This window comes from Burkholderia sp. Bp9090 (genome assembly GCF_003857985.1).
Lineage (GTDB): Bacteria > Pseudomonadota > Gammaproteobacteria > Burkholderiales > Burkholderiaceae > Burkholderia.
This window is the reverse complement of the sequence record NZ_QTPV01000034.1, coordinates 68,061-85,823: the sequence shown is the minus strand read 5'-3', so window position 1 is coordinate 85,823 and position 17,763 is coordinate 68,061. Positions and strand designations below refer to the sequence as shown.

Sequence of the window (17,763 nt, the reverse complement as noted above, 5' to 3'; positions counted from 1 at the left end):
CTCTCCTGACGTCCTTAAAGTCAGGCGTCAGGTTACGCAATCGCTCCCAAACCCTCCACGGTTTCCTGCGATGAACCAAAAAAAAGCCCAGCCGGTTTTGCCGGCGGGGCTTTCGACGCATGCAAGCGCGTGATGACGCTTACATGGAGAGCCGTTCGCAGATCGTCCGCGTCGCGGCCGCCGCGTTCAGCGTATAGAAGTGCAGGCCCGGCACGCCCGCGTCGATCAGGCGCTGGCACAGGCTCGTGACGACGTCCGCGCCGAACGCACGGATCGCGTCGCGATCGTCGCCGAAGCTCTCGAGCCGGCGCGCGACCCAGCGCGGCACTTCCGCGCCGCACATTTCCGAGAAGCGCATCAGCTGCGAGAAGTTCGTGATCGGCATGATGCCCGGCACGATCGGCACGTCCACCCCAAGCTTGCGCGCATCCTCGACGAAGCGGAAATACGCGTCGGCATTGAAGAAGTATTGCGTGATCGCGGAATTCGCGCCGGCTTTCACCTTGCGCGCGAAGTTCTCGAGATCGGCCTTCGGCGAGCGCGATTGCGGGTGGTATTCCGGATAGCCGGCGACTTCGATGTGGAACCAGTCGCCATGCTCGGCGCGGATGAAGCTGACGAGCTCGGACGCATAACGCAGCTCGCCGACCGCGCCCATCCCCGACGGCAGGTCGCCGCGCAGCGCGACGATATGCCGGATGCCGTGCGAGCGGTACTGGTCGAGGATCGCGCGCAGGTTGTCGCGCGACGAGCCGATGCACGACAGGTGCGGCGCGGCCTCGAGGCCGTCCTTCTGCATGTCGAGCACGGTATCGAGCGTGCCCTGCTGCGTCGAGCCGCCGGCGCCGAACGTCACGGAGACGAATTTCGGCTTCAGCGGCAGCAGCTGCGCACGCGTCGCGCGCAGCTTCTCGACGCCCTCCGCCGTCTTCGGCGGGAAGAATTCAAACGAGAGTTCGATCGGTTTCATGATTCGCAAGAGTGGGCCCGGCCGTCAGCCGATGTCGCGCTGCCCGAAGATCAGCGCGGACAGCAGCCACGACACGATGCTGTACAGGATCGAACCGAAGAACGCCGACCAGAAACCCGACACCTCGAACCCCTTCAGCAGCGACGACGCGAACCAGAAGCACAGCGCGTTCACGACGAGGATGAACACCCCGAGCGTGACGATCGTGACGGGCAGCGTCAGCAGGATCAGCACCGGCCGGATCACCGTGTTGATCAGGCCCAGCACGACCGCGATGATCAGCGCGGTGCCGAAGCTCTTGATGTGGATCGACGGCACGAGGTACGTGATGATCAGCAGCGCGAGGGCGTTGATGACCCAGGTGAGGATGACGCTCATGGAGGGCTCCGGTTCGGTTGTCGATCTGGTCGATCGGGTCGGTCAATGCTCGGTGACCGCCGCCGGCCGCCACGCGTGCCCGCGCAGCGGCGGACATGACGCGGCGGCCGGCGATCCGGCACCGTGCCGCCGTACAGCGCCCGCCCGATGCGGGACGCCCGCGGCACGGCGGCGACGGCGCATCAGTAGCGGTAGTGGTTCGGCTTGAACGGGCCGTCCTTCTGCACGCCGATGTACGCAGCCTGCTCGTCCGACAGCACGGACAGGTTCGCGCCGATGCGCGCGAGGTGCAGGCGCGCGACCTTCTCATCGAGGTGCTTCGGCAGCACGTACACCTTGTTCTCGTACTCGTTGCCGCGCACGAACAGCTCGATCTGCGCGAGCGTCTGGTTCGCGAACGAGTTCGACATCACGAACGACGGGTGGCCGGTCGCGCAGCCGAGGTTCACGAGGCGGCCTTCGGCCAGCAGGATCACGCGCTTGCCGTCCGGGAAGATGATGTGGTCGACCTGCGGCTTGATGTTTTCCCACTGGTACTGGCGGGTCGACGCGACGTCGATTTCCGAGTCGAAGTGGCCGATGTTGCAGACGATCGCGTTGTGGCGCATCGCCTTCATGTGATCGTGGTTGATCACGTGGTAGTTGCCGGTCGCCGTCACGAAGATGTCGGCCTTGTCGGCCGCGTATTCCATCGTCACGACGCGGTAGCCTTCCATCGCCGCCTGCAGCGCGCAGATCGGGTCGATTTCGGTGACCCACACGGTCGCGCCCAGGCCGCGCAGCGATTGCGCGCAGCCCTTGCCCACGTCGCCGTAGCCCGCGACGACCGCGACCTTGCCCGCGATCATCACGTCGGTCGCGCGCTTGATGCCGTCGACGAGCGATTCGCGGCAGCCGTACAGGTTGTCGAACTTCGACTTCGTGACCGAGTCGTTCACGTTGAACGCCGGGAACGGCAGGCGGCCGTCCTTTTCCATCTGGTACAGGCGGTGCACGCCGGTCGTGGTTTCCTCGGTCACGCCCTTGATGTGCGCGAGGCGCGTCGAGTACCAGGTCGGGTCCGCGTCGAGGTGCTTCGCGATCGACTTGTACAGCGCGACTTCTTCCTCGTTGGTCGGCTTCGCGATCACCGAACGGTCCTTCTCGGCCTTCGAGCCGAGGATCAGCAGCAGCGTTGCGTCGCCGCCGTCGTCCAGGATCATGTTCGCGAATTCGCCGTTCGGCCATTCGAAGATGCGGTGCGAGAACTCCCAGTATTCGTCGAGCGACTCGCCCTTGAACGCGAACACCGGCGTGCCGGCTTCGACGATCGCGGCCGCGGCATGGTCCTGCGTCGAGAAGATGTTGCACGACGCCCAGCGCACGTCCGCGCCGAGCGCCTTCAGCGTCTCGATCAGCACGCCGGTCTGGATCGTCATGTGCAGCGAACCGGCGATGCGCGCGCCCTTCAGCGGCTGCTGCGCCTTGTATTCGTCGCGGATCTGCACGAGGCCCGGCATTTCGGTCTCGGCGATGTTCAGTTCCTTGCGGCCCCAGCCGGCAAGCGCCATGTCGGCGACGATGTAATCCTTGGAAGCCTGGGAATCGATAATGGCGTTCATCACGCCCTCCTTTCTAAAAAAGTTCTAGAAATTGGTGACGTGAGCGCCGTTCAGGAAGCGGGGCCGGTGCAAATATCGCCGCACGGCTGCTTGGTGAAGCTTTCCGAGCCTGGCGGACGCAGGATGGTCCGTCGCAACGCTCCTCGGAAAACGGGAGGGATTGTAGCAAATCGGCGCGGGAAATGCGCGCCGCGCGCCGCGTCGGCGCGCGTGGGCTGCCGTGAAAGGGTCAGTTCTCCGCGCCGACCCACGCCTGTTCGCGCAACCGCGCGCGCAGGCGCGCGACGGCCTGGCTGTGCAGCTGGCACACGCGCGACTCGCTGACCTCGAGCACCGCACCGATCTCGCGCAGGTTCAGCCCGCGCTCGTAGTACAGCGACATCAGCAGCTTCTCGCGCTCGGGCAGCCGGTCGATCGCGTCGACGAGCGCCTCGCGCAGGTGGTCGTCGAGCAGCGCCGACAGCGGATCGGCGTGATCGACGCGATAGCGGTCGAGGAACGGCTCGTCGTCGGCCGCGCGGTCGAAATCCTCGTAATAGATGAGCTGGCTGCCGTGCAGGTCCTGCAGCATCCCCTGGTATTCGTCGAGCGGCATCTTCAGGTGCTGCGCGATCTCGGTCTCGCTCGCCGAGCGGCCGAGTTGCTGCTCGACCTGGTGCACCGCGTGCTCGACCTCGCGCGACGTCTTGCGCAGGCTGCGCGGCAGCCAGTCGTTGCTGCGCAGCTCGTCGAGCATCGCGCCGCGGATGCGCTGGGTCGCGTAGGTCTCGAACTGCGCGCCCTGGTCTTCCTTGTAGCGGCCGGCCGCGTCCATCAGGCCGATCATGCCGGCCTGGATCAGGTCGTCGAGGTCGACGCTCGCCGGCATCTTCGCGACGAGCTGCAGCCCCAGGCGCCGCACGAGCGGCGCGTATTGCGCGAGCACGTCGGCCTGGGTCATCTTTCCCTGAGCGTTGTACATCATGGCTCTCTCCTTGCGGTGGCGCTCACGCGGCGTGCGCCGCACCCGCCTCGTAAGACGGCTTGCCGCCCGCATGCACGGCGCGCCCCGCGCCCGTGCCCGGGCGCATCGGCCAGTACAGCAGGTCGGCGGCAATCTGCCGGTAATCGCGCGCGGCGGCCGACGACGGAAACGCGTCGACCGCGGTATGCATCAGGTCGCGCGCATGCTCGACGAGCGGATCGGCGGTCACGCAGCCGGCGTCGGCGATCGACACCGTCAGGTAGCGGCTCGCGACGCCCGCGAGGTTGTCGAATGCGGTCCTCGCGTCGGCGTGGCTGCCGACGTGATTGGTCAGCACGCGGAACTGCGCGACCGCGTGCGCGAAATGCAGCCGCTTCATGCACGCGTACGCCTCGGTGATCGCCTGCGCGGCGACCCGCGTGACGATCAGCACGTCGTGCGCCTCGCGCGCGAGCGCGGAGAACCCGCCGTCGGCGCCGAGCTGCGCGTCGACCAGCACGATGTCGGCCTGGCCGTCGACGAAGTCGCTCAGTTCCGTATCGTCGTAGCCGTCGCGTGCGAGCCGCGCGGCCGCGCACAGGCCGAAGCCGGCGGCGACGCGCGTGCGTTCGCCGTCGCGCAGCCACGCGCCCGCGAGCGTCGCCGTGGCCGAGTGCACGTCGGCGCGCTCGTCGACGACGAGCACGTCCTTGCCGAGTGCGGTCAGCGCCGCCGCGAGGTTCACGACGGTGGACGTGCAGCCGACGCCCGCGGGCCCGCCCGTCACCGCGACGATGCGCGACGCGCGCCCGGCCAGCAGGCGCCGCAGCCCTTCGGCCTGATCGATGATCCGTTTATCCAAATCGCACCTCGTGCAGCTCGGCGGTGGAACGTGCGGTCAGTGCGGACAGCAGCGTCGGCATGTCTTCGTCTTGCGGCACGAAGGGCGAGCCGTCGCGCGGCACACAGAACGCGCTCTTCAGCAGGAATTTGGTCGACGCGACGTACAGGTTCTCCGGCACCTTCTGGCCGGTCGACACGTAGTGGACCGGCAGCTTGTAGCGGATCACCGTGTCGAGCACGCCGCCGAGGTGGGTCGCCTCGTCGAGCTTGGTCAGGATGCAGCCGGCGAGATCGGGGTGTGCCGCGTGCGGATGGTCGGCCGCGCTGCGGTAGGCCTGGACGACCTCGTTGAGCGTGTCGCCGTGGCTCGTCGCGTTGAGCAGCAGCAGGCGCTGCACCGGCGCGTTCGCACCGTGCAGCATCGCGATCTGGTCGGACAGCGCGCGGTCCCGCTGGCTCATGCCGATCGTGTCGATCAGCACGATGTGCTTGTTGCGCAGCTCGGACAGCGCGAGCTCGAGATCGCCCGCATCCTTCACCGCATGCACGGGGACGCCGAGGATCTTGCCGAAGATGCGCAGCTGCTCGTGGCCGCCGATCCGGTAGCTGTCGGTGGTCAGCAGCGCGACCTTGCTCGCGCCGAAGCGCATCACGCAGCGCGCGGCGAGCTTCGCGGTGGTGGTCGTCTTGCCGACGCCGGTCGGCCCCATCAGCGCGAACACGCCGCCGCGCTCCATCAGCGCGTCTTCGCTCTCGAGCACCGGCAGGTTCGCCGCGAGCACCGACTGCGCCCAGTCGGCGGCCTGCTCGAAGGTCTGCGCGCCGTCGCCGGACGGCAGGTTGTCGACCAGCATGCGCACCAGCTGCGCGGAGAAGCCGGCCGAGAACAGGTGCCGAGTCAGCGCGCCGTGCACCGGGCTGCGGCGCTGGCGGTCGTGCCACATCAGGCTGTCGAACTGCGCTTCCATCATCCCGCGCATCGCGCCGAGCTCGTGCATCACCGTGTCGTTGACGATGCTCTCGACGCGCGTCTTCACCGCGTCGGCCACCGCGGCGGCGGCCTCGGCGGACAGGCGCGTGCGTTCGGCCGGCTTCGCGGCGCCCGTTTCGCCCTGGCGGGCCGTCGCGGCGGCGGCCGGCGGCATCCGGCGCTCGGCGTCGCGCACGATGTCGCGCGCCCAGGCGGCAGGCGTCGCGGGTGCGGCGTCCTGCTGCGTGCGGGCCGGCGCTTGCGGGGCGGCCGGGGCGGCCTGCGCGCGGGCGATCAGCGCTTCGCGCTGCTGGGTCAGGCGTTTCGCGTGCTCGACGAGCCACGGCGCGGGTTCGGACGCTGCCGACGGCGTGCCGGCGGCGGTGATCGGCGCAACGGGCGCAGCCGGCGCGCCCGATGCCGCGGCCGTTGCGTGCGTGTCGGCATCCGCGTCGAAGGCGGTCGATTCCGCGGCCGGCTCCGTCGCTTCGGCGCGCGCGCCGAACACCGAGGAAAACACGTCCGGGAGCCCGCCCTCGCCTGCCGCATACGGATTGACGGCCGGGCGCGCGAGCCCGGCACCCGGGCGCGACACGATGCCCGGCACGGCTGCGGCCGGCACGGATTCCGGCGTGCGCGGCGGAAGGCTGCGCGCCCGGGCCGCGGCCGGCGGCGCGACCGCGGCGAGATCCGAGTCGGCGAGCGCGACGATTTCGACACTGCCGTCATCGAGCGTGCGGTTCGACAGCACGACGGCGTCGGCACCCAGTGCCTCGCGCACGAGGCGAAGCGCGTCGCGGCTGGTCGCGCCGGTGAATTTGCGAATGTTCAAGCGGAACCCCCGATGACGTTAACGACTTTGATCGTGCGCGTGTCCGGCACTTCGGCATACGACAGCACTTTCAGTTGCGGCAGGCTGCGGCGCAGGAAACGCGCGAGCATCGCGCGCAGCGCGTGCTGCACCAGCAGCACGGGCGGCAGCCCGAGATTCTGTTGACGCAGCATCGCTTGCTGCGTGCCGGTCAGAAGGTTGTGCGCGAGGCCGGGTTCGAGGCCCGGATTCGCGCCGGTGGCGAGCGCCTGCGACAGCACGCGCTCGAGATTCGAATCGAGGCCCATCACCTGCATCTCGCCCGCGCCCGGATACCACTGCTGCGTGATCGCCCGGCCGAGCGACAGCCGCACCGCGGCGGTGATCTCGTACGCGTCGCCGCGGCCCGCGTGTTCGGACACGGCCTCGAGGATCGTGCGCATGTCGCGGATCGGCACGCCTTCCTCGAGCAGGTTCTGCAGCACTTTCTGCAGCGTCGTCAGCGAGATCGTCTTCGGCACGAGGTCCTCGACGAGCGACGGCGCATCCTTGCCGGTGCGCTCGACGAGCGACTGCACTTCCTGGCGGCCGAGCAGCTCGGCCGCGTGCTGCACGACCAGATGGTTCAGGTGGGTCGCGACGACCGTGCTCGCATCGACTACCGTGTAGCCGTACACCTGCGCCTGCTCGCGCATCGCGACGTCGATCCACACGGCCGGCAACCCGAACGCCGGATCCTGCGTCGTGGCGCCCGGCAGCGCGGCCGTCACCTGGCCCGGGTTGATCGCGAGCCACTGGCCCGGGAACACTTCGCCCGTGCCGATCTCGACGCCCTTCAGCGCGATCCGGTATGCGTTCGGCCGCAGCTCGAGGTTGTCGCGGATGTGGATCACCGGCGGCAGGAAGCCGATTTCCTGCGCGAATTTCTTGCGGATGCTCTTGATGCGCTTGAGCAGCTCGCCGTCGCTGTTCTTGTCGACGAGCGGGATCAGCCGGTAGCCGACTTCGAGGCCGAGCGGATCGATCAGCTGCACGTCGTCCCAGGTCGCCTCGTGGCTGTCGCCCGGCAGCGCGGCGGGCGGTGCGATCTCGGTCACGTCGCCGGCCGCCACGCGGGCCGCCGCGCGACGCGTCTGCGTGCGGGCCAGCCAGATCGCGCCGCCGCCGAGCGCGAGGAACGCGACGTGCGGCATGCCCGGGATCAGCCCCATCAGCACGATGATCGCGCCGGTGATGTTGAGCACGCGCGGGTTGGTGAACAGCTGGCCGGTGATCTGCGTGCCGATGTCCTCGTCGGTCGCGACGCGCGACACGATCACGCCGGCCGCGGTCGAGATCACGAGCGACGGGATCTGCGCGACGAGGCCGTCGCCGATCGTCAGCAGCGTGTAGTTCGTGCCGGCCGCGGCGAAGCTCATGTCGTGCTGCACCATCCCGACGATCAGCCCGCCGATCACGTTGATCGCCATGATGATCAGGCCCGCGATCGCGTCGCCGCGCACGAACTTCGACGCGCCGTCCATCGACCCGTAGAACTCGGCTTCCTGCGACACGGCGAGGCGCCGCTTGCGCGCCTGTTCCTCGTTGATGAGGCCCGCGTTCAGGTCGGCGTCGATCGCCATCTGCTTGCCGGGCATCGCGTCGAGCGTGAAGCGCGCGGACACTTCGGCGATCCGCCCCGCGCCCTTCGTGATCACCATGAAGTTGATGATCATCAGGATCACGAACACGACGATGCCGACCGCGAAGTTGCCGCCGACGAGGAAGTGGCCGAACGCCTCGATCACCTGGCCCGCCGCGTCGGGGCCGGTGTGGCCTTCGAGCAGCACGACGCGCGTCGACGCGACGTTCAGCGACAGCCGCAACAGCGTCGAGAACAGCAGCACGCTCGGGAACGCCGCGAAGTCGAGCGGCTTCATCGTGTACATGCTGACGAGCAGCACCATCACCGACAGCGCGATGTTGAAGGTGAACAGCAGATCCAGCAGCAGCGGCGGCAGCGGCAGGATCATCATCCCCAGGATCATGCAGATGAGGATCGGGCCCGCGAGCGCGCGCAGGTTGGTGCCCGCGAACGGGTTCGCGCGCTTGGCGAACAGGCCGGTGGTCGGGGTGCTCATGCTGCGTTCCCTTGCTTGCCGAGCGTGTCTTCGGCTTCTTCACGCTCGTCGTCGGCGGCGACCGACGACCCCTTGTCGAGGTCGGCCGGCACGTCGAGATCGACCGGCGCGGCCGGGAAGGCGCCGCCTTCCGAGCGGAAACGCTTGAGCTGGTAGACCCACGCGAGCACCTCGGCGACAGCCGAGTACAGCGAGCCGGGAATCTCGCGTTCGAGTTCGACGTTGTGATACAGCGCACGCGCGAGCGGCGGCGCCTCGAGCAGCGGCACGTTGTGCTCGGCCGCGAGTTCGCGGATGCGCGCGGCGACGAGGTTCACGCCCTTCGCGACGACCTTCGGCGCACGCATCTCGCCGTCCGTGTACTGCAGCGCGACGGCGAAGTGCGTCGGGTTCGTGACGACCACGTCGGCCTTCGGCACGGCGGCCATCATCCGGCGCCGCGCGATCGCGCGCTGCTGCTGGCGGATGCGGCCCTTCACGTGCGGATCGCCTTCGTTCTCGCGATGCTCGCGCTTCACTTCTTCCTTCGTCATGCGCAACTTCTTGTTGTACTGCCAGAGTTGGTAAGGCACATCGAGCGCGGCGACCACCAGCATCCCGGCGACCGTCGTGCCGCAGCACACGGCGACCAGATGCATCGCATCGGCGAGCGCCGAGCCGAGCGGCTGGGTCGCGAGACCGAGCAGCTCGTCCTTGCTGCGCCAGATCGCGATCCCGCCGATCCCGCCGACGACGAGCGTTTTCGCGAGCGACATCCCGAGCTGGATCGGCCCCTGGATCGAGAACATCCGGCCCAGGCCCGAGATCGGGTTCAGGCGGTCGAACTTCAGCTCGAAGGTCTTCTGCGAGATCAGCCAGCCGCCGAGCGCCATTGGCGCGAGCAGCGCGGCGAGGCCGGTGAGCGCCAGGATCGGCAGCAGCGCGGCGAGACCCTCGAGGCTCGCGCTGCCGGCCGCCGACAGCATCCGGTGCGTGTCGAACGCGGTCGCGCGGTCGAACGCGAACGCACCGCGCAGCATCGTCTGGAGGTGGGCGCCCGACGGACCCGCGAGCAGCCACGCGCCGTAGAACCCGGCCGCGAGCAGCGCGAACGAAGCCAGCTCGCGCGAACGCGCGACCTGCCCCTCCTCGCGCGCCTTCTCGCGGCGCCTCGGAGTGGCGGCTTCGGTTCTGTCGAGATCGCTCTCGTCTGCCACGGGGCCTCCAGTCGGGTACGGCGAAATGCCGTTCTCCAGTGACACCGATTATTCATGCGCCCGTCAAACGCCGATCGGTCGAGCAAAGCCTGGAAAGGGGGGTATTTCGAGGAATCGGGCGAGCGGGGGCGGCGGACAGCCGGCGGGCGGGTGCGGCGCGCGGGGAGACGATGGAAACCGCGTTCGCGGGGTGGCGGGGTGGCGGGGTGGCGGGGTGGCGCGGTGGCGCGGTGGCGCGGTGACGTGGTGACGTGGTGACGTGGATGAAGGTGTGAAGCGGGGAAGCGGGGAAGCGGCGAAGCGGGAAATGGGGAAACGGTGAAGCGTGGGATCTGCCAAGGAGCCAAGCCGCGAAGCAAGGCAGCCGTGAAGCGATCGTCGGCCCCCCCCCACACGACGGCGTCGCGCGTCGGGGCGGGCGGCGCTCAGATCGCCGGAATCGGATCCGAGCCGTAACGGTTCGGGCCGTTGGTGCCGCGCGAGCACATCCACACGAGCAGCAGAATCCCGCCGACGAGCGGAATGAGCGCGATCAGCAGGAACCAGCCCGAGCGCCCCGTATCGTGCAGGCGGCGGACGGTGACCGCGAGGCTCGGCAGCACCAGCGCGAGCGACACGACGGCCGCGACGATCATCAGCAGCAGCGAGATCGCGCTCGTGTCGTGCCCCACCATGGTGATCACCTGGCAGAGGATCGACACGACGCTCGTGAGCAACGCGAAATACCAGTATTCCGCGCGGCGCGCGCGGCCCTCGAATTTCGCGTATTGATTGAGTGCGGCACGAACGGCTTCACTAAAACTCATCTTATTGCCCTCATGTTTTATATCGACGATCCCGGAAACAACGCGGGCATTATAAGTTTGAATTTCTTCGCATCGCATCTCCTTTCGCATGCGGACCGTCTCTCACGCCGGCTCTCGCATTACTGGAGCGGCCGCAGCGGCGGCGCGCCGTATCGCCAACACGCATGTCACGTCATTTTTATAATCGCGACGACCTGACATAAACAGCAGCAAGATAATCCACGACTTGATTACACCGGCGTGAAACGCATCTCGATCGATAATCGAAACGATCGTTCTGCGCTGATTGACCGACCGGCCGGGAATATCGCCGGACGTCGCGCGCGCACGTCGAAAACGGCACGTCCCGGCCGGCGTTCGCTAGCCGGCCGCCGCCTGCTGCAACGCGCCGAGATCGAGCTTTTTCATCTTCATCACCTGCGCCATCACGCGTTCGGCGCGTGCCGGGTCGCCCGCCATCAGTTCGGGCATCTGCACCGGCACCACCTGCCACGACACGCCGAAGCGGTCGCGCAGCCAGCCGCACTGCTGCGCGCGCTCGTCGCCGCCTTCGGCCAGGGCCGCCCAGTAGCGGTCGATCTCCTGCTGGTCGCGGCAGTTGACGACGAACGACACGGCCGGTGTGAGCGGGAACGCCGGGCCGCCGTTCAGCGCGAGAAACGCCTGCCCGTCCAGTTCGAACGACACCGTCATCACCGCGCCCTCCGCCTGCCCCGACGCCTGCGCGCCGGACTTGCCGTAACGGGCGACGTGCAGGATGCGCGCGTCGTCGAACACCGACACGTAGAAGCGGGCGGCCGCCTCGGCGTCGTGGTCGAACCACAGAAACGGCGTGATGCGTTGGATACGCTGGCTCATGGCGCTGTCTCCTCGATGTCGTGCGCCGGCACCGGTGCCGGTCTTATATCGTAGGCGCTGGCGCGGCGTTCCCCGGTAATCCGGGTTGAACCATAAAAAAGGGGGCGATCGCTCGCCCCCTTCCTGCTGCCGCTCGTGCGCAATCAGAACGCGACGTAAGGCTGCGCGCCGCCGGTCGCGGTCCGGTCCATCCCGAAGTAAATCGTCTTGCCGTAGAAGTGCGGCATGCCGAGATCGAGCCAGCCGGCCGCGCCGAACGGGCCGGCGATGTCGTTGAACGCGAACGTCGACGCATTCGCGAACAGCGAATCGGCGTTCGCGACGGGCATCGACACGCCGCCCGACTTCCCGTTCTGGCCGGTCAGCGTCGCCGTATAGGTGGTCGTCGACGACGGGCAGTAGAACTGCGTGTTGGTCGTACAGGCCTTCTGCGCCGAATCGTTGAAGAAGTACGCGTTCGAGCCCGTATCGAAGAACGCGGTCACGTTGCCGCCGAGGAACGTCGCACTCACGTCGCCCGTCGTCGTCGACGTCAGCACCGTCGACGCCCCCAGCGCATTGTTGCCCTGCGTGCCGATCCCGAACGTCAGCAGGCCCGTCGCGCTGCCCTGCCCGCTGCTCGAGATGTTCGGCATCTGCACGATCACGCCGTTGTTGTCGGTCGCGAAGCGATGGACCGGGTTGGCCACCTGCTGCGCGACCGGCACCAGCGCCACGGCGCAGCTCGCATTGCCGTTCGGGCACGCGTAGTAGTTGTTGGACGTCGCCGACGTCGACGTCGCGCAGCTCGTGCCGCAATCGACCGGCGCCGGCCCGATGCCGAGGATGCCGTTCGCGCCGAGGTCGCTCGCCGTGTTGGCCGACGTCCTGGCGCCGTTGTTCGAGCACGAGCTCGGCACGTTGGTCGTGCCGAGATCGCCGATGATCTGCACCGGCAGCGAACCCGCCTGCTCGGTACCGATCGACAGGTCGACGGTACGCACCGAGCCCCACGTGAAGCTCGACACGAACTTGCCGCACTCGGCGACCGGCGCGCCGCCGCTCGTCGTCTGCGGCAGGTTGTTCAACACGCCCGACGACAGCGCGCTGCTGACCAGCCGCAACCCGTACGACGCGGTGTCGACGAGCACGTTGTTGACCACCTGGCAGTTCGTCGTGCCCGGCACGCAGATCTTCACGTTGACGGTCGGGATGTTGATCACGTGTGCGACGCCGGTGCCGACCGTGATCACGGCCGTGTTCGCGGTATTGCCGTCCGATACGTTGGAACCATTGCCGCCGCCGCTGCCGCCGCTGCCGCCGCCGTTGTCATCGCCGCCGCCGCAGGCGGTCACCAGCATGGCCGTCACGGCCGCGACGCTCAGCAGCCCGAGCCAGCGCCTGAAGGTACGAGGAATTCTCAAGATCGCTCTCCCGCTGTCACTGGATGTCGTTGCCGGTCAGCCCGGCAGGCAGCGCCGCCGGCAGCCATGCCTGGCCCGCGAAGGCGCCCATGTGGCCGCCCGTGCGGATCACGAGGCCGCTCGTGTCGACGGACACGGGCGCGCGCCAGCCGCGCGCCGCATGCGCCGCCTGGACGCCGGCGGTGTACTGCGGGAAATAGCTGCCGAGCAGCGACTCGAGATCCGGCATGCTCGGCCCGCGCCAGGCGAGGCCGAACACGGTGCCGGCCGCGCTCGCGTATTCGTGGATGACGGTGCCCGATCCGAGCGTGATCTCGCGGACGGTGTAGGCGGCCGCGCTCGCCTGCGCGCCGTCGGCGGAGCGCATCGCGCGCTGCAGCGCGCGCACCGTGGCGGCGTGATCGTCCGCCGGCGGCGACATCGGTGCGCCACCCAGTTCGGCCTGTGCGTGGACGGCCCACAGCACACCCATTGCAGCCGTCGCGTGCGCGGCGGCCCAGCCCAAGCGTTTCAGCTTCACGTTCCCCCCCAAAGGGACTGGCTTCGTTGCCGGCGGTGCCGCCATCAGGCACGGCGCCGCGGGCCAACAAATCAAAGTCTTAAGAATGACGCTTCGTTGCTGCTGATGCGTAGTATGCCTGCGGAGTGTGTCGGAGTGTCAAATCAACGATGCATGACGCGGCGCAACATGACGAGCGACACGACCCGCGCGCGGAGGGGCTCGGCGGGAGAGGCAGGGTGAAAGCCACGCACACCGGGCGCTCCGCGAACGGAGCGCGGCGCGGTGGCGTGCGGTGCGGCACGGTCAGAAGCCGAGACTCGCGAGCAGGTCGTCGACCTGCGCCTGGTCCTGCACGACGTCGGACTTGCCTTCCGGTGCGATCTGCGGCCCGTTCAGCAGCGACTCGGGGCTGCCGGTCGCGCTGATCTGCTCGGCCGCGAGCGCGGCCGCGGTCGCCGCGAACTGCTCGCGCCGCTCGGGCGCGATATTCTCGACGAGCACGGTGAGCAGCTGCTGCTCGATCAGATAGACCATGTCCATGATCTTCTTGATCACCTGCCCGGTCAGGTCCTGGAAATCCTGCGCGAGCATGATCTCGAGCAGCTGCGCGCTGGTCGCGGACGTCGCTTCGGGCAGCGCGCGCAGGAACGTGCGCGTGTCGTCCATCAGCTCGCGCACGTCCGCATGCTCGATCGGCGCCGCGTACCACTGCGCCCAGCGCGCGTCAAGCGCCTCGGCCTCGCTCTGGATGCGCGCCTGCACCGGCTTCGCGACCTCGATCGCGTTCAGCACGCGCTCGGCCGCCTGCTCGGTCATCGTCGCGACGTAGCGCAGCCGGTCGCGTGCATCGGGCACGGCTTCCGCCGCGCGCTCGACATGCTTGTCGAGCCCGAGCTCGCGCATCGAATCGCGCAGCGTGCGCGTGACGTGGCCGATGCGCGCGAGGATCCGGTCGCTCGCGTAATCGGCGCCTTCGGCGTGGCCGTCGGCGCTGAACGCAGCGCCGGCGAGCGCCGCATGGATCGGCTCGTTCACGTCAGCTCCCGGCCTTGGCCATCTTGTCGATGATCTTGTTCAGCTTCTCGTCGAGCGTCGCGGCCGTGAACGGTTTCACGACGTAGCCGCTCGCGCCGGCCTGCGCGGCCGCGATGATGTTCTCCTTCTTCGACTCGGCCGTGACCATCAGCACCGGCAGATGCGTGAGCGTCGCGTCCGCGCGGATTTCCTTCAGCATCGCGAGGCCGTCGAGGTTCGGCATGTTCCAGTCCGAGATCACGAAGTCGAAGCCGCCGCCGCGCAAGCGCGCGAGGCCGGCCGCGCCGTCCTCGGCTTCGTCGACGTTCGTGTAGCCCAGTTCCTTGAGCAGGTTGCGGACGATCCTGCGCATCGTCGGGAAATCGTCCACCACCAGGATTTTCATGCTCTTGTCCATCGTCGTTCCTTTGCAGATTCGTTACCGTCGGGGCCCGCGGCTTCGCACGTGCCCCGTGACATTTCATTCAGACGCGTTGCACGCGGTCACCCATCGTCGCCAGCCGCGCCATCACGCGCCGGCTCATCTCCGCAAGCGGCGCGACCTCGTCCGCGCCGCCGAGCGCGATCGCCTCGCGCGGCATCCCGAACACGATGCAGCTCGCCTCGTCCTGCGCGAACGTGTGGGCGCCCGCGCGCTTCATGTCCAGCAGGCCGGCCGCGCCGTCGCGCCCCATCCCCGTGAGGATCACGCCGATCGCGTTCTTGCCCGCGTGCTGCGCCGCCGAGCGGAACAGCACGTCGACCGACGGCCGGTGGCGGTTCACCGGCGGCTCGTCGGACAGCTGCGCGATGTAGTTCGCGCCGCTGCGCGCGAGCAGCAGGTGCGCATGGCCCGGCGCGATGTACGCATGGCCCGGCAGCACGCGCTCGCCGTGCTCGGCTTCCTTCACCGCGATCCGGCACAGGCCGTTCAGCCGCTGCGCGAACGACTTCGTGAAGCCGGGCGGCATGTGCTGCGCGATCAGCACCGCCGGCGCATCCGGCGGCAGCGGCGTCAGCACCTCGCGGATCGCCTCGGTGCCGCCCGTCGACGCGCCGATGATGATCAGCTTCTCGGTACTGACGAGCGGGTTGTTGATCATCGGCGCGGCCGGCTGGCCGCTCGCGGTGCGCGCGGCGGCCGCCTGCGGCTGCGGTGCCTGGCGCACGCGGGCGCGCGACGCCGCGCGGATCTTGTCCGCGAGCTTTTCCGCGTAGTCGAGCATACCGTCGCGGATTCCGACGCGCGGCTTCGTGACGAAATCCACCGCGCCGAGTTCGAGCGCGCGCAGCGTGATCTCGGAGCCGCGCTCGGTCAGCGACGACACCATCACGACCGGCATCGGCCGCAGGCGCATCAGCTTCTCGAGGAAGTCGAGGCCGTCCATGCGCGGCATTTCGACGTCCAGCGTCAGGACGTCCGGGTTGTGCTGCTTGATGAGTTCGCGCGCGACGAGCGGATCGGGCGCGGTCGCGCATACCGTCATGTCGGGCTGGCTGTTGATGATCTCCGTCATCAGGCTGCGGATCAGCGCCGAATCGTCGACGCACAACACTTTGATCTTCTGCACTGCGGTCATGCCTCCTGCTTTCTCGAATGGTTGGCCGCGTACGGGCTGCCGGCGTTCGGGCTGGTGGCCTTCGCGTTCGCCGGCTGCGCGCCCGCGCCGCCGCGTGCGCCGAACAGCTCGATGCGCGGGCGCGCCGGCGGCGGCGCGGCCGGGCGCTTCGCCGCGAACAGCTCGACGTGCGCGCGCGTCCGGGCGGCGTGCACGCGGTCGGCCTCGCGCGCCAGCGCGGCTTCGCGCTCGGTCACGCCCGGCACCTGCAGCCGCAGCTTCTTCACCATCGCGCGCCCGCTGCGCGGCATGAACGCGACCTTGCGCGGGTGCACGCCCTGCAGATCCTCCGCGGTGATGCGGATGCGCTCGAGCGCGAGATAGCGGCGCACGAAATCCGCGTTGCGGTCGCCGATGTTGATGGTCGTCATCCCTGCCAGCACGGCCGCGCCGCCGAACACCTTCGCCTCGAGGCGCTCGCGGCGCCCGCCGGCCTTGATCAGTTCGTTCATCAGCACTTCCATCGCATACGCGCCGTAGCGCATCGACTCCGATGCGGCCGCGCCGGCGTCGGCGCCGTCGTCGGGCAGCATGAAGTGATTCATCCCGCCGATGCCCGCGATCGGGTCGTGCAGGCACGCGGCGACGCACGAGCCGAGCACGGTCATCAGCACCATGTCCTCGGACGTCGTGTAGAACTCGTTCGGCAGCAGCTTCACGCCGGGGCGCTCGAAGTGGTTGTCGAAGTAACGATTGGTGGCGATCGGCAGCGCGCTCATCCGCGTTCTCCGTAAGCGGGCGCGACGCCCGCGGCACGCGCATGGGCGCGCGGCGGCACCGCCGCGGCCGGCGCCGCGCCGCGCGGGCGCAGGCCCGGCGCGGCATCGTGCCCCAAGGGCACTTCCTTCGGGGCGCGCGTCAGCTCGTACACCGTTTGCCCGCGCAGCCGGAACGCCTGCGAGACGTAGGTGAAATTCTCCGAATGCCCGGCGAACAGCAGCCCGCCCGGTTTCACGAGCGGCTCGAAGCGCGACAGCACCTGCCCCTGCGTCGGCTTGTCGAAATAGATCATCACGTTGCGGCAGAAGATCGCGTCGAACGGCTTCGCGATCCCGTAGTCGGCATCGGTCAGGTTCAGCTGCTCGAAGCGGATCATCGCGCGCAGCTCCGGGCGCACCTTCACGCGGCCGGCCTGCGCGCCGGTGCCCTTCAGGAAGAAGCGCTTGAGCCGCTCCGGGCTCAGGTGCTTGACCTGGTCGTACGTATAGATGCCGGCCTCGGCCTTCGCGAGCACCTGCGTGTCGAGGTCGGTCGCGAGGATCGATGCGCCGCGCGCGGCCGATTCGCCGAGCGCCTCGATCAGCGTGATCGCGATCGAGTAAGGCTCCTCGCCGGTCGACGCCGCCGAGCACCACACCGACACGGGCGCCGCGCGCCCCTTCACGAAGTCGGCCAGGATCGGGAAATGGTGCGACTCGCGGAAGAACGCGGTCAGGTTCGTCGTCAGCGCGTTGGTGAACGCCTCCCACTCGAGCGGATCGTCCTCCTGCTCGAGCAGGTCGAGGTAGTCGCGGAAAGTGTCGAGGCCGCGGGCGCGCAGCCGGCGCGCGAGCCGGCTGTACGCCATGTCGCGCTTGTGCTCGGACAGCGAGATGCCCGCGCGTTGATGAATCAGCGCGCGGATGCGTGCGAAATCCGCGCCGGTGAACGCGAAGTCGCGCCCCGGCTCGCCCGCGCGGGGCGAGGCATCCGGTGCATCGGGTCGAAACGGTGCGCGCGCGGACGGCAT

17 protein-coding genes and 1 riboswitch are annotated in these 17,763 nt (G+C 68.7%); all 17 genes read right to left on the bottom strand.

Features of this window, described 5'->3' with window-relative positions; all coding sequences use genetic code 11:
* Positions 1-139: 139 nt before the first annotated feature.
* Complete coding sequence (gene metF, locus DIE16_RS26090) at positions 140-970, bottom strand: methylenetetrahydrofolate reductase [NAD(P)H] (RefSeq protein WP_044846364.1); 831 nt, start codon at positions 968-970, stop codon at positions 140-142.
* Between the two features lie 24 nt (positions 971-994).
* Positions 995-1,348, bottom strand: a complete 354-nt coding sequence (locus DIE16_RS26085; RefSeq protein ID WP_006477367.1) for a phage holin family protein — start codon at positions 1,346-1,348, stop codon at positions 995-997.
* 182 nt (positions 1,349-1,530) lie between these two features.
* Positions 1,531-2,949 (bottom strand): adenosylhomocysteinase, encoded by a 1,419-nt coding sequence (gene ahcY / locus DIE16_RS26080; protein WP_124486873.1) that lies wholly within the window; start codon positions 2,947-2,949, stop codon positions 1,531-1,533.
* A 34-nt stretch (positions 2,950-2,983) separates the two neighbouring features.
* Positions 2,984-3,100, bottom strand: a riboswitch (S-adenosyl-L-homocysteine riboswitch).
* 78 nt (positions 3,101-3,178) lie between these two features.
* Positions 3,179-3,913, bottom strand: a complete 735-nt coding sequence (locus DIE16_RS26075) for an RNA polymerase sigma factor FliA (RefSeq protein WP_044846366.1) — start codon at positions 3,911-3,913, stop codon at positions 3,179-3,181.
* Between the two features lie 22 nt (positions 3,914-3,935).
* Positions 3,936-4,754, bottom strand: a complete 819-nt coding sequence (locus tag DIE16_RS26070; protein WP_124893683.1) for a MinD/ParA family protein — start codon at positions 4,752-4,754, stop codon at positions 3,936-3,938.
* Positions 4,747-6,537 (bottom strand): flagellar biosynthesis protein FlhF, encoded by a 1,791-nt coding sequence (gene flhF, locus DIE16_RS26065; RefSeq protein WP_124893682.1) that lies wholly within the window; start codon positions 6,535-6,537, stop codon positions 4,747-4,749. Before flhF ends, DIE16_RS26070 begins: the two co-directional genes overlap by 8 nt.
* Entirely contained in the window at positions 6,534-8,636 is a 2,103-nt protein-coding gene (gene flhA, locus DIE16_RS26060; protein WP_124486870.1) for a flagellar biosynthesis protein FlhA, read from the bottom strand. Before flhA ends, flhF begins: the two co-directional genes overlap by 4 nt.
* A complete protein-coding gene (gene flhB, locus DIE16_RS26055; protein WP_124486869.1) occupies positions 8,633-9,832 on the bottom strand; it encodes a flagellar biosynthesis protein FlhB in 1,200 nt (399 codons plus the stop codon). The genes flhA and flhB overlap by 4 nt, the downstream gene beginning before the upstream one ends.
* A 425-nt stretch (positions 9,833-10,257) precedes the next feature.
* The gene (locus tag DIE16_RS26050; RefSeq protein ID WP_124520480.1) at positions 10,258-10,638 is read right to left on the bottom strand and encodes a DUF805 domain-containing protein; all 381 of its coding nucleotides are present in this window, start codon (positions 10,636-10,638) and stop codon (positions 10,258-10,260) included.
* Positions 10,639-10,998: 360 nt separating this feature from the next.
* A complete protein-coding gene (locus DIE16_RS26045) occupies positions 10,999-11,496 on the bottom strand; it encodes a VOC family protein (RefSeq protein WP_044846372.1) in 498 nt (165 codons plus the stop codon).
* 143 nt (positions 11,497-11,639) lie between these two features.
* The gene (locus DIE16_RS26040; protein WP_124893681.1) at positions 11,640-12,899 is read right to left on the bottom strand and encodes a DUF3443 domain-containing protein; all 1,260 of its coding nucleotides are present in this window, start codon (positions 12,897-12,899) and stop codon (positions 11,640-11,642) included.
* Between the two features lie 16 nt (positions 12,900-12,915).
* The gene (locus DIE16_RS26035) at positions 12,916-13,419 is read right to left on the bottom strand and encodes a DUF2844 domain-containing protein (RefSeq protein ID WP_124486866.1); all 504 of its coding nucleotides are present in this window, start codon (positions 13,417-13,419) and stop codon (positions 12,916-12,918) included.
* A gap of 285 nt (positions 13,420-13,704) precedes the next feature.
* Positions 13,705-14,436, bottom strand: coding sequence for a protein phosphatase CheZ (gene cheZ / locus DIE16_RS26030; protein WP_124486865.1), 732 nt, complete (start codon positions 14,434-14,436; stop codon positions 13,705-13,707).
* A 1-nt stretch (position 14,437) separates the two neighbouring features.
* Complete coding sequence (cheY, locus tag DIE16_RS26025; protein ID WP_006754880.1) at positions 14,438-14,833, bottom strand: chemotaxis response regulator CheY; 396 nt, start codon at positions 14,831-14,833, stop codon at positions 14,438-14,440.
* Positions 14,834-14,900: 67 nt separating this feature from the next.
* Positions 14,901-15,995 (bottom strand): chemotaxis response regulator protein-glutamate methylesterase, encoded by a 1,095-nt coding sequence (locus DIE16_RS26020; RefSeq protein ID WP_044846376.1) that lies wholly within the window; start codon positions 15,993-15,995, stop codon positions 14,901-14,903.
* Positions 15,992-16,753, bottom strand: a complete 762-nt coding sequence (cheD, locus tag DIE16_RS26015) for a chemoreceptor glutamine deamidase CheD (protein WP_124520477.1) — start codon at positions 16,751-16,753, stop codon at positions 15,992-15,994. Before cheD ends, DIE16_RS26020 begins: the two co-directional genes overlap by 4 nt.
* A complete protein-coding gene (locus DIE16_RS26010) occupies positions 16,750-17,763 on the bottom strand; it encodes a CheR family methyltransferase (RefSeq protein ID WP_124571383.1) in 1,014 nt (337 codons plus the stop codon). The genes cheD and DIE16_RS26010 overlap by 4 nt, the downstream gene beginning before the upstream one ends.

What these genes read in the sequence shown, in the direction of transcription:
- metF (WP_044846364.1), bottom strand. Translation starts at nt 970, where the DNA reads ATGAAACCGATCGAACTCTCGTTTGAATTCTTCCCGCCGAAGACGGCG.
- DIE16_RS26085 (WP_006477367.1), bottom strand. Translation starts at nt 1,348, where the DNA reads ATGAGCGTCATCCTCACCTGGGTCATCAACGCCCTCGCGCTGCTGATC.
- ahcY (WP_124486873.1), bottom strand. Translation starts at nt 2,949, where the DNA reads ATGAACGCCATTATCGATTCCCAGGCTTCCAAGGATTACATCGTCGCC.
- DIE16_RS26075 (WP_044846366.1), bottom strand. Translation starts at nt 3,913, where the DNA reads ATGATGTACAACGCTCAGGGAAAGATGACCCAGGCCGACGTGCTCGCG.
- flhA (WP_124486870.1), bottom strand. Translation starts at nt 8,636, where the DNA reads ATGAGCACCCCGACCACCGGCCTGTTCGCCAAGCGCGCGAACCCGTTC.
- DIE16_RS26050 (WP_124520480.1), bottom strand. Translation starts at nt 10,638, where the DNA reads ATGAGTTTTAGTGAAGCCGTTCGTGCCGCACTCAATCAATACGCGAAA.
- DIE16_RS26045 (WP_044846372.1), bottom strand. Translation starts at nt 11,496, where the DNA reads ATGAGCCAGCGTATCCAACGCATCACGCCGTTTCTGTGGTTCGACCAC.
- cheY (WP_006754880.1), bottom strand. Translation starts at nt 14,833, where the DNA reads ATGGACAAGAGCATGAAAATCCTGGTGGTGGACGATTTCCCGACGATG.
- DIE16_RS26020 (WP_044846376.1), bottom strand. Translation starts at nt 15,995, where the DNA reads ATGACCGCAGTGCAGAAGATCAAAGTGTTGTGCGTCGACGATTCGGCG.
- cheD (WP_124520477.1), bottom strand. Translation starts at nt 16,753, where the DNA reads ATGAGCGCGCTGCCGATCGCCACCAATCGTTACTTCGACAACCACTTC.
- DIE16_RS26010 (WP_124571383.1), bottom strand. Translation starts at nt 17,763, where the DNA reads ATGCCGTCCGCGCGCGCACCGTTTCGACCCGATGCACCGGATGCCTCG.